Source organism: uncultured Aquabacterium sp., from assembly GCF_947366995.1.
Classification (GTDB): domain Bacteria; phylum Pseudomonadota; class Gammaproteobacteria; order Burkholderiales; family Burkholderiaceae_C; genus Aquabacterium.
Window position 1 is genome coordinate 1 of sequence record NZ_CANBCC010000095.1, and the last position, 11081, is coordinate 11081.

The following is an 11081-nucleotide window of genomic DNA, read 5'->3' on the forward strand; positions in this document are numbered from 1 at the left end:
CGAGATGTTATCCGGTGACTGGAGTTCAGACGTGTGCTCTTCCGATCTGCAGCCCCGGCCAGGGCCTTGCCGTTCTTGTCCACGGCCTTGGCCTCGCAAGCGGCGCCGCCGGCGTCCTTCTCGCACTTCTTGATGAAGCTGGTCTTGGCGGCGCCAGCCAGTTTCTTCTCGGCCGCCTTGGCCTCGCAGGCCGGTTCGGCGTGGGCCAGGGCAGACAGCAGGGCAAGCGACACGGTGGCAATCAGGGCACGCATGGTGGCACTCCTAGTGAGGCAGGTTTCTTGATTGAGCAGATTTGCGGCTGCCGCACTGGCAGCCGGATCACGATAACGCATGTCGGGGGCCTTGCAGCATCCTGTCGTGGGCCCGCAAACGTGGTGGGCGACCTGCATCAAGGAGCAGGTCGCTTGGCCTCACATGATGCGCCGCGGGTGGGCCAGCGCTTCGTGCGCGGCATGCAGCCGGCGCACCAGCACGCGGATGAAGGCCTCGTCGAACAGGTGGCGGCACGCCGGGCTGAGTTGCTGCATGCTGTCGGGCGTGAACGAGATGGTGGTCGCGGCCTCTGTCACCACCACATCCGTGCTGTGCCGCCGCAGTTCCGGGCTGGGCGCCAGGTAGGCCATCTCGCCCACCGAGGTGCCCGCGCCCAGCAGCGCCACCCGCTTACTGTTGCGGTACACCTCCACGGTGCCTTGCGCAATGATGTGGAAGGTGCGCCCCTCCTCGCCGCGCCGGTACAGCGCATGTCCGAACGGGAAGCGCTGCCATTTGGCGCGGTGCACCACTTCCCACAACTCCACATCGCCAAAGCTGCTGAAGAAGTCCAGCGAACGCAACAGGTTGAAGCGCTCCGAATCCAGCACGCCCTGAATGTGCCCGCGCGGTACCTTGTGCTCGGCAATCAGCCCCGACAGCGCCTGCGCGAACGCATCCCAGTTCGGATAGCGGTCCTGCGGGTCCTTGGCCAGCGCCCTCAGCACCACGTCGTCCACCGCCTTGTCCACCCCGGCACGCAGGCCCGACAGCGCGGTCGGCATGACGTTGTAGATCTGGTTCATCAGCACCGCCTGCGAGCTGGCCTCGAATGGCGGACGGCCCGCAATCAGGTGATACAGCACCGCGCCCAGGCCGTAGATGTCGGCGCGGCAGTCGGGCACGGCGCCATCCAGTTGCTCGGGGGCCATGTAGGCCAGCGAGCCCACCTGGTGCACCTGGGTCGACTCGGCCGCCAGGTTCAGCACGCTGCCGAAGTCGCTGATCTTGACGTCGGTGATCACCCCCGCAGCGTTGGTGATCGCCAGGATGTTGGCCGGCTTCACGTCGCGGTGGATCAGCCCCTGCCGGTACACATAGCCCAGCGCCATGGCGCACTTGAAGCCGATTTCGACGATCAACTCCAGCGGCAGCAACTGGTCGGGGCGGCAGAAGCCCCGCAGCGTCGTCCCCGGCACGTACTCCATGACGACATAGGGCGCGACCGGGTCGGCCACCGCGTCATAGATCTGAACCACGTTGGGATGCTGCAGCCGGCCGACCAGGGCCGCTTCGGCGGCAAAGAACCGTGCGTACACCGGGCCATCCACCGCGTCGCCCAGCGCCGTCGAGCGCACCCGCTTGAGCGCGACGTCCCGATCATGGAAGTCGTCGCGGCACAGGAAGACCTCGCTGGTCGCGCCTTCGCCCAGCTTGCGGATGACGCGGTACTTGCCGATCGTGCCCGTGTCGAGGTCAATGTCGAGGCCGCCCATGCCTGTGCTGTTCCCGGGCCGTGGGGCCGTGTGGTGTCAATGGCCGCATCTTTCCAGCTTGCGCCGTTTGCCGCCAGTCGAAAAGCCGTGCACTCACTGTGCATTTCTCCTCAGTTTGGCACAGGCGGCGGCGCGCTGCCTCGGCCCCGTAGAATCCGGGCCATGATCCAAGCCAAGCGTGCCCTTCTTTCTGCCCTGGGTGAAGCCCTGCGCCAGGTGGCGCCCGACGCGCCCGCGTCGCTCACCCCCGTCTTCGAGGCCCCCAAGCAGGCCGCCCACGGCGACCTGGCCGTGACCGCCGCCATGCAGCTGGCCAAGCCGCTGAAGAAGAACCCGCGCGAACTCGCCGGCGCCCTGGTGGCGGCGCTCCAGGCCCAGTCCGCCGTGCAGCAGTGGGTGTCGGCCGTCGAGATCGCCGGCCCCGGCTTCATCAACCTGCGCCTCAAGCCTGAAGCCAAGCAGGCCGTCGTGGCAGACATCCTTGCAGACGGCGAGCGCTTTGGCTGGCAGCCCGCCACGGGCAAGAAGGTCTTGGTCGAGTTCGTGTCGGCCAACCCTACCGGCCCCCTGCACGTCGGGCACGGCCGCCAGGGCGCGCTCGGTGATGCGCTGTGCAACCTGTTCGAAACACAGGGGCAGCAGGTCACGCGCGAGTTCTATTACAACGACGCCGGGGTGCAGATCAGCACGCTGGCGCTGTCCACCCAGGCGCGCCTGAAGGGCCTCAAGCCCGGGGATGCCGACTGGCCCGAATCGGCCTACAACGGCGACTACATCGCCGACATCGCCGAAGACTTCAAGGCCAAGAAGACGGTCAAGGCCGACGACCGCGAGTTCACTGCCAGCGGCGACGTCGATGACCTCGACGGCATCCGCCAGTTCGCCGTGGCCTACCTGCGCCACGAGCAGGACCTGGACCTCAAGGCCTTCGATGTCCGCTTCGACAACTACTACCTCGAGTCCAGCCTCTACACCTCGGGCCGCGTCGAGGCCGCAGTGCAGAAGCTCAAGGACGCCGGCAAGACCTTCGAAGAAGGCGGTGCCCTGTGGCTGCGCTCGACCGACTATGGGGACGACAAGGACCGCGTCATGCGCAAGTCCGACGGCGGCTACACCTACTTCGTGCCCGATGTGGCCTACCACATCGCCAAGTGGGAGCGCGGCTTCGAGCAGTGCGTGAACATCCAGGGCTCCGATCACCACGGTACCATCGCCCGCGTGCGCGCAGGCCTTCAGGCCGCTGGCGTCGGCATCCCTCAGGGCTGGCCCGATTACGTCCTGCACAAGATGGTCACCGTGATGAAGAACGGCGAGGAGGTCAAGATCTCCAAGCGCGCCGGCTCCTACGTCACCCTGCGCGACCTGATCGAATGGACCAGCAAGGACGCCGTCCGATTCTTCCTGATCAGCCGCAAGGCCGACACCGAGTTCACGTTCGACGTCGATCTGGCGCTGAAGCAGAACGACGAGAACCCGGTCTTCTACGTCCAGTACGCCCATGCGCGCATCCAGTCGGTGCGCCAGCAGTACGCCGACAAGGGCGGTGACCTCGCCGCCGTGCCGCAGGCCGACCTGTCGCGCCTCACGGCCGACACCGAGCTGGCGCTGCTCGGCAAGCTCGCCGAGTTCCCCGAGATGCTGACCGCCGCCGCCCGGGGTCTCGCTCCGCACGACGTGGCCTTCTACCTTCGCGATCTGGCTGGCGCGTTCCACAGCTACTACGCCGCCGAGCGTTTCCTGGTCGACGACGTCGAACTGGGCCGCGCCCGCATCGCGCTGCTGACGGCCACGGCCCAGGTGCTGCGCAGCGGCCTGGCCGTGCTAGGCGTCAGCGCCCCGGACAAGATGTGAAGGAGCGGTCCGTGATGCAATCTCAACGCGGGGGCTTCTTCCTTGGCATGATCGTCGGCCTGCTGGTCGGCCTGGCACTGGCGCTCGGCGTGGCGCTCTACATCACCAAGGTGCCGCTGCCCTTTATCGACAAGGTTCCCCAGCGCACGCCTGAGCAGGACGCCGCCGAGGTCGAGCACAACAAGAACTGGGATCCGAACAGCCCGCTGTACGGCAAGAACCCGGCCAAGCCGCGCGCCATCCAGCCGGAGGCCAGCGCCCCGGATGCCGCGTCGGCACCGGCAGAGTCGCCCGTGCCCGACGCCGCCCCGCAAGCCACGCCGCCTGCGGCCGCCAATGCCGCGTCTGCGGCAGCCAGCAAGGCGAAGGCGGCGGCCAAGGCAGCCAGTGCCCCGGCCTCCAGCGCCCGCAACCCGGCGGCCATCCTCTCGGGCGAGCCGGTGTCCACCGCGCCGGCCCCAGATGCGTTGAGCTATCAGGTGCAGGCCGGTGCCTATGGAAGCCAGGCCGAGGCCGAGCAGCAGCGCGCCAAACTGGGCATGATGGGCATCGAGGCCCGCATCCAGGAACGCGAGGTCAACGGCCGCACCATGTTCCGGGTCCGCATCGGGCCGTTTGCTCAGCGCGAGCAGGCCGAAGAGGTCCGTGGCAAGCTGCAGGCTTCGGGTGTCGAATCGGCCCTGGTGCGTATTCAGAAATGAGTCCGTCGAACACGGAAAGGATCCCGTTCATGAACCGTCGTGAGTTTTCGCTGCACACCCTTGGCGTGGCTGGCCTGGCCGGACTGGGCGCCACACTGCCGGGCATGGCCCAGGCGCAGGGGCCGGTCGAAGGCACGAACTACGTGAAGCTGGGCCAGCCCGCCCCCGTGTCGGCGCCGGCCGGCAAGATTGAAGTGGTCGAGTTCTTCTGGTACGGCTGCCCGCACTGCCACCATTTCGAGCCCTATCTCGCCACCTGGGCCGCCAAGCTGCCGGCCGATGTCGCCTTCCGCCGCATCCCGGTCGCCTTCCGCGAGAATCCGTTCGGGGTCCACCAACGGCTTTACTTTGCGATCGAAGCGCTGGGTCTGATCCCCTCGTTGCATGCCAAGGTGTTCAACGCCATGCATGCCGAAGGTCTGAAGCTCGACAAGCCCGAACTCATCGGTGATTTTGTGGCCAAGCAGGGCGTCGACCGCGCCCGCTTCATGTCGGTGTTCGATTCGTTTGCTGTGCAGACCAAGGCCCGCCAGGCCCGCAGCCTGACCGACGCCTACAAGATCGACGGCGTGCCCGCCATCGGCGTGGCTGGCCAGTACTACACCTCGGTCGGCCTCAACGGCACGCCCGAGCGGGCGCTGGCCACCACCGAGTTCCTGATCGCCCGCGCCCGCAAGAGCCGTTGAGGCACGGCGGGCCCTGCCGGGAGGCAACGGCCTGCTTGCTGCGAAGGCCGGGGACAATGCGCGGAATTCCCGCCGGCCTCGCCGGTTCGCGTTGCGTCACGGCTAGAATGAATGCAAAATTCATGCCGATGATGCTGTTGCCCCACCCTGCTTCTCCTCTTGCGGCCGCCCTGCTGGCGCTGGCCGTCGCGCTCTCTGGCCTGACGCTCGGCGCCGATGCCCGGGCTGAAAAAGCTGACCGCAGCCAGCCGCTGTCGTTCGCGGCCGATGCCGCCCGCGTCGAAGACAACCAGCGCCTGAACATCCTCACGGGCAACGTTGAACTCACGAAGGGCACCATGGTGCTGCGCTCGGATCGCGTCGAGGTTCGCCAGAATGCCGATGGCACCCAGACCGCCACCGCCACCGGCGGCGCGGGCGGCCGGGCCTTCTTCCGGCAAAAACGCGAGGCGCTCGACGAGTTCATCGAAGGCGAGGCCGAGAAGGTGGTCTACGAGGGGCGCACCGACACCGTCCACTTCACGGGCCGCGCCATCATGCGCCGCCTGCGGGGCAACACCGTGGCCGATCAGGTCACAGGCCAGGCGGTCGTCTACGACAACAAGACCTCGGTCTTCCAGGTTCTGGGCAGCCCCACCAGCGGTGAAGCCGGCAAGGGCCGGGTGCGCGGGGTGATCTCGCCTCGTCCCGCCGAGGCCGAAGGAGGGCGGTGACGTGAGCACCCTCCCTGAATCGGCTGGCGTGCTGCCTGCTGAGGTCTTGCCCGCCAGCCGCCTGCGTGCCGAGGGCCTCAAGAAGCGGTATGGCGCGCGCACAGTCGTGCACGACGTCCACGTGGCCGTGGGCGCCGGCGAGGTGGTGGGCCTGCTCGGCCCCAACGGCGCCGGCAAGACCACCAGCTTCTACATGATCGTGGGCTTGGTGCGCGCCGACGCGGGGCTGATCGACATCGACGGGCAGCGCGTCGAAAAGCTGCCCATCCACCAGCGGTCTCGCCTCGGCCTGAGCTACCTCCCGCAGGAGGCGTCCATCTTCCGCCAGCTCAACGTCGAGGAGAACATCCGCGCCGTGCTCGAGCTCCAGGTCGATGAGCGCGGTCGCCGGCTGAACAAGGCCGCCATCGAGTCCCGGCTGGATGCCCTGCTGAACGACCTCAGCATCGAAAAGCTGCGCACCAGTCCGGCGATGGCGCTGTCGGGGGGCGAGCGTCGCCGTGTGGAGATCGCCCGGGCGCTGGCCACGCAGCCGCGCTTCATCCTGCTCGACGAGCCCTTTGCGGGCGTCGACCCGATTGCCGTCATCGAGATCCAGCGCATCATCGGTTTCCTCAAGGCCCGCGGCATCGGTGTGCTCATCACCGACCACAACGTCCGCGAGACCCTCGGCATCTGCGACCGCGCCTACATCATCAGCGAAGGCCGTGTGCTGGCGGAAGGCCGCCCGTCCGAGATCGTCCACAACGCCGAAGTCCGCAAGGTCTACCTCGGCGAGCACTTCCGCATGTAAGCGAACGGGTCCATGAAGCCATCCCTGCAGTTTCGGCTCTCCCAGCATCTGGCGCTCACGCCCCAGCTGCAGCAGTCCATTCGCCTGCTGCAGCTGTCGACGCTGGAGCTGCATCAGGAAGTCGAGCAGATGCTCGAGATGAACCCCTTCCTGGAACCCGAGGAAGAGTTCCCCGCCGTGGACACCGCCGCCAGCCTCGAATTCGAGCGGCAGCGCAACGAGCGCACCAGCAGCGAGGACAGCGGCAGCAGCAGCGAAGCGAGCACGACCGAGGGGGAGGCCGGCGGCCTCGACACCGTCGAGATCGGCACGACCGAGCGCGACGACTGGGAAAACGGCACCGAGCGCGACGACTTCGATGGCATCCGCGAAACCCCGTCACGCAACAACGAGGGCGACGACGACTTCGATCCGCTCGAACGCAATGCCGTGGCCATCAGCCTTCAGGAGCACCTGCGTCAGCAGCTGCTGGGCACCCGCCTGAATGCGCAGGACATGGCCGCGGTCGAGATCCTGATCGAGTCGCTCAATGAGGACGGCTACCTGGCCGACCCGCTCGACGAGATCGCGGCCAGCCTGCTGCCCGAAGATGCCGACGAGGAGATGCGCGACGAACTGCTGTCGCGCCTGCGTTGTGCCCTGAGCTGGCTGCAGCACATGGACCCGACGGGCGTGGGTGCCTCGTCGCTGTCCGAGTGCCTGGTGCTCCAACTGCGCACACTCGAAGAAGAGGCGGCCCGCGACCTCGCCATCGTCATCTGCCAGCACCATCTCGAGCTGCTGGCCCGGCGCGACACGCGCAAGCTCATGGCCGCCACCGGCGCTGACGAACACCTGCTGAAGGAAGCGCAGGGCCTGATCGTCGGTCTGGAACCGAAACCCGGCCGCCGCTTCACGCGCGCCGAGGCCAACATCATCGTGCCCGACGTCATCGTGCAGAAGTCGGGCCGGAACTGGAAGGTCGTGCTCAACCCCGACGTGATGCCCAAGTTGCGCATCAACGACCTCTACGCCCAGGCGCTGCGCTCCACCCGGTCGCCACGCGGCACCGCCGCTACCGAGAGCCACACGGCGCTGAGTTCGCGGCTGCAAGAGGCCCGCTGGTTCGTCAAGAACATCCAGCAGCGCTTCGACACCATCCTGCGCGTCTCGCAGGCCATCGTCGATCGCCAGAAGAACTTCTTCACGCACGGCGAGATCGCCATGAAGCCGCTGGTGCTGCGCGAGATCGCCGACGAACTCGGTCTGCACGAATCCACCATCTCACGGGTGACCACGGCCAAGTACATGAACACGCCGTTCGGCACGTTCGAACTCAAGTACTTCTTCGGCTCCTCGCTCAACACTGACGCCGGGGGCAACGCCTCCAGCACCGCGGTGCGTGCCCTCATCAAGCAGCTCGTGGCGGCCGAAGACGCCCGCAAGCCGCTGTCCGACAGCCAGCTTTCCAGCATGCTGGAAGAGCAGGGCATCCAGGTTGCGCGTCGCACCGTGGCCAAGTACCGTGAAGCCCTGAAGATCGCACCCGCCAACCTGCGCAAGGCGCTCTGACTTTGCCGCGGCCCTCGCGGTCTGGCGGTCAACACGCTGCCATGAAGATCGCCTGACGTGCCGTTCGTCTTGCAGGACACCGCTCGGCCTGTGTGCGCCGGGCCGTTCCGCCCCCATTGCCCGAGGTTCTCCATGCCGATCAAGCCCATCCGTCGCCCCGTCGTTTCCAGCACGACCGGCCGCCCCACCGACGACCGGGGCGCAGGGCGACCCACCGACTCGCCACATCACCGCTCCGCCGCCGCCGCGGCCGGAGACCGCCGTGCTGCAGAGCCGTCGCGCCGCCGCACCGAGGGACGCAGCGCCGGACCTCACGATCGCCGGCCTGCCGAACGGGCGCCGCAGCAGCGCGCACCGCATGAACGCGCGCTGCCGGGCGCAGATCGCAGCCGCCCCGTGCTCGCCGCCGACCGCCCCACCGGCCTCTACCTCAGCTGTGCCGCAGGCGTCGAGTCGCTCCTGGCCGCCGAAGCCCACCGCATCCTCGGGCCGGCGCTGACGGTCACCGAGTCCCGCGGCGGCATCGAGATCCAGCCCGGCCCCGACGCCCGCACCCCCGCCGCCACCCGTGCCGCATTGATCGACGCCGCCATGCGGCTGAACCTCGAAAGCCGCCTCGCCCAGCGCGTTCTGTGGCGCGTCGCCTCTCGCGTCTACCGGCACGAGGACGACATCTACACCCTGGGCCGCGACGTCAACTGGTCTGACTGGATCACCCCGCAGCACACCCTGCGCGTCGACGTCACCACCCGCCGCAGCACGCTGCGCAGCCTCAACTTCGCCGCCCTGCGCATCAAGGACGCCGTGTGCGATGACCTGCGCGAGCGCACCGGCGAGCGCCCCAACGTCGACACCCGGCACCCCGACCTCAGCCTCGTCCTCTACATGGACGACCTCGAGGCCACGCTCTACGTCGACACCTCCGGCGAGGCCCTCTTCAAGCGCGGCTGGCGGGAAGACACCGGCGAGGCCCCGCTCAAGGAAACGTTGGCGGCGGCCATGCTGGCTGCTGCGGACTGGCAAGGCCGCCCGGAAGACGGCGCCCTGCTCGACCCCTGCTGCGGCGCCGGCACGATCCCCATCGAGGCCGCGCAGATCGCCTGCGACATCGCGCCCGGCCTCCAGCGCCGCTTCGCCTTCGAGCGCCTGCTGCCCTTCCGTTCACACCAGGCCGCCTGGCAGGCCTTGCGTCAGGCCGCCCGCGCGCGCCAGCGTGCCCCCCGGGTGCCGATCTTCGCGGGCGATGTGTCCTTCCGCATGACCGACTTCGCCACCCGCAACGCCGAGCGGGCGGGGGTGCGCCACGCCATCGACTTCAAGACCGCCGACGCCTTGCAGCGCCCGGTGCCCTGCGAGCGCGGCGTGCTCATGTTCAACCCGCCCTACGGCGAGCGCATCGACACCAAGGGCTCGGTGCGCGATGCCTACCGCGCCCGCGGCGGCAACTCCGACGACGCCCCCTTCGAGCGGGGTGAGCCCGAAGGCCGCCGCGCAGGCCGCGAGCAGTTCGAGGGCGATGAAGAGGCTGCCACCTTCTTCCAGCGACTGTCATCGCACTGGAAGAAGCACTACACCGGCTGGACCGCCTGGATTCTCAGCCCCGACATGAAGCTGCCCGGCGCCATGCGGCTCAAGGAAAGCCGCCGCACCGTGCTGTTCAACGGCCCCATCGAATGCCGGCTCTTCCGCTTCGACCTCGTCGCCGGCAGCCTCAAGCGTCCCGCTGCAACCGATTCATCCGTTGCGGATCCCGCTCCGCCCGGCGACGCAGACCGCTGACCGCACCAGCATCGTCTCGCCTTCGGGGGTGCGTTACCTTTTGGGCCTGCCGATTGGCTCACTGTGCCTGGCGCTCCCGGGCGTTCAGGCCCCTCGGTTGTCGCCCTGTTGCTGTCGGTGGTCGCTCCCACCGCGTCTCACATCGAGGTCTGGCTTGGTTTAGTCAGTGCCCTCGTGGTGTGCTGCGATGACACTCAGCGCCGCCAGCGGCGCCGTATCGGCCCGCAGCACCCGCCGTCCCAGACTCACCGCCCGCCAGCCCGCTCGCAGCGCAGCTTCTTCTTCCGCGGGGGCGAGACCGCCCTCCGGTCCGTTGAGAAACACGAACTGCGTCGGGCGCTCATCGCTGTGACGCTGGCTGTCCCCGCCGCGCGTTGGGTCTCCAACCCCGGCCCTGGATGCCACCGGGGGCAACTCACCCAGCCAGCCGCTCAGCGGCACCGCCTCCCGCAGACTCAGCACCGCCCGATGGCACACCGGCCTACTTGCACGCGCTGCACCGTCCGCCTCTGCCTTGATCCACGCACCCAGCGTCATCACCGGATGAATCTCTGGCACGACCGCCCGCCCGCACTGCTCTGCGGCCGCCACGGCCACAGCCTGCCAGTGCGCCACCTTTTTCAGGGCACGGTCTCCGTCGAGCCTCAACACCGAGCGCTCGCACATCAGCGGCTGGATCGCCCGCACGCCCAACTCGGTGGCCTTCTCCACCACGAAGTCCATCCGGTCGTTGGCCGGCATGCACACGGCCAGCGTCACCGCCACCGGCAACTCCCGGTCGTTCTCCACCGGCGACTCCAGCCGCACGCACACCCGTTTGCGCCCCATTTCCACCACCGCCGCGCGCCACTCTCGCCCCCCACCGTCAAACAGGTGCACCTCATCCCCTGGCTGCAGGCGCAGCACCTGCACATGGCGGGACACCCCCTCTGACAATGTCAGCTCCATCCCCGTCGCCAACTCCGGCGACGCTTCTATATGAAAGCGCGGCATCACACTCACCTCACAACAGACCCTGCACAGCCGGCATTCTCCCGTAGCGTTCAGGGTCCCCGGCCGCCGCTCGCGCCAGTTGCGGGGACCGCCCGAAAGCGGCATTGCAACTTTTTTACGACACCTACTTGCGGACCGATTCAAAGTGATGCCATAATTGCGTTCTTCGCTGATCGCGACACGCAAAAAACGCGACGCAAACAGCGAAAAGTTCTTTAAAAATTAACAGCCGATAAGCGTGGGTGTTTGGATGAAAGAAGCCA

At 67.8% G+C, this 11081-nt stretch carries 9 protein-coding genes; 7 read left to right on the forward strand and 2 right to left on the reverse strand.

The genetic code is table 11. The features are described 5' to 3' along the window. Positions 1-413: 413 nt before the first annotated feature. Positions 414-1751 (reverse strand): serine/threonine-protein kinase, encoded by a 1338-nt coding sequence (locus tag Q0Z44_RS17235; protein ID WP_298015059.1) that lies wholly within the window; start codon positions 1749-1751, stop codon positions 414-416. A gap of 162 nt (positions 1752-1913) precedes the next feature. On the opposite strand from Q0Z44_RS17235, the gene argS reads away from it, so the two are divergent. The 7 genes from argS to Q0Z44_RS17270 all read left to right on the forward strand — a co-directional run bounded on the left by argS (position 1914) and on the right by Q0Z44_RS17270 (position 9825). After that, positions 1914-3602, forward strand: coding sequence for an arginine--tRNA ligase (gene argS / locus Q0Z44_RS17240; RefSeq protein WP_298015061.1), 1689 nt, complete (start codon positions 1914-1916; stop codon positions 3600-3602). Positions 3603-3616: 14 nt separating this feature from the next. Next, on the forward strand, positions 3617-4303 hold the full coding sequence (locus Q0Z44_RS17245; RefSeq protein ID WP_298015063.1) for an SPOR domain-containing protein: 687 nt from the start codon (positions 3617-3619) through the stop codon (positions 4301-4303). A gap of 29 nt (positions 4304-4332) precedes the next feature. Continuing rightward, positions 4333-4989 carry a thiol:disulfide interchange protein DsbA/DsbL gene (locus tag Q0Z44_RS17250; protein WP_298015065.1) on the forward strand — a complete coding sequence of 219 codons (657 nt, stop codon included), beginning with the start codon at positions 4333-4335 and terminating at the stop codon, positions 4987-4989. Positions 4990-5117: 128 nt separating this feature from the next. Then, entirely contained in the window at positions 5118-5702 is a 585-nt protein-coding gene (lptA, locus tag Q0Z44_RS17255) for a lipopolysaccharide transport periplasmic protein LptA (protein WP_298015067.1), read from the forward strand. Between the two features lie 31 nt (positions 5703-5733). Further along, positions 5734-6495, forward strand: a complete 762-nt coding sequence (lptB, locus tag Q0Z44_RS17260) for an LPS export ABC transporter ATP-binding protein (protein WP_298015075.1) — start codon at positions 5734-5736, stop codon at positions 6493-6495. A gap of 12 nt (positions 6496-6507) precedes the next feature. After that, positions 6508-8046 carry an RNA polymerase factor sigma-54 gene (locus Q0Z44_RS17265; RefSeq protein WP_298015069.1) on the forward strand — a complete coding sequence of 513 codons (1539 nt, stop codon included), beginning with the start codon at positions 6508-6510 and terminating at the stop codon, positions 8044-8046. 132 nt (positions 8047-8178) lie between these two features. Next, complete coding sequence (locus Q0Z44_RS17270; RefSeq protein WP_298015071.1) at positions 8179-9825, forward strand: THUMP domain-containing protein; 1647 nt, start codon at positions 8179-8181, stop codon at positions 9823-9825. A 159-nt stretch (positions 9826-9984) separates the two neighbouring features. Here the strand turns inward: Q0Z44_RS17270 and Q0Z44_RS17275 are convergent, their stop codons facing one another. Beyond that, positions 9985-10818: a 16S rRNA (uracil(1498)-N(3))-methyltransferase gene (locus Q0Z44_RS17275; protein ID WP_298015073.1), complete on the reverse strand. Its 834-nt coding sequence runs from the start codon at positions 10816-10818 to the stop codon at positions 9985-9987. Positions 10819-11081 lie beyond the last annotated feature (263 nt).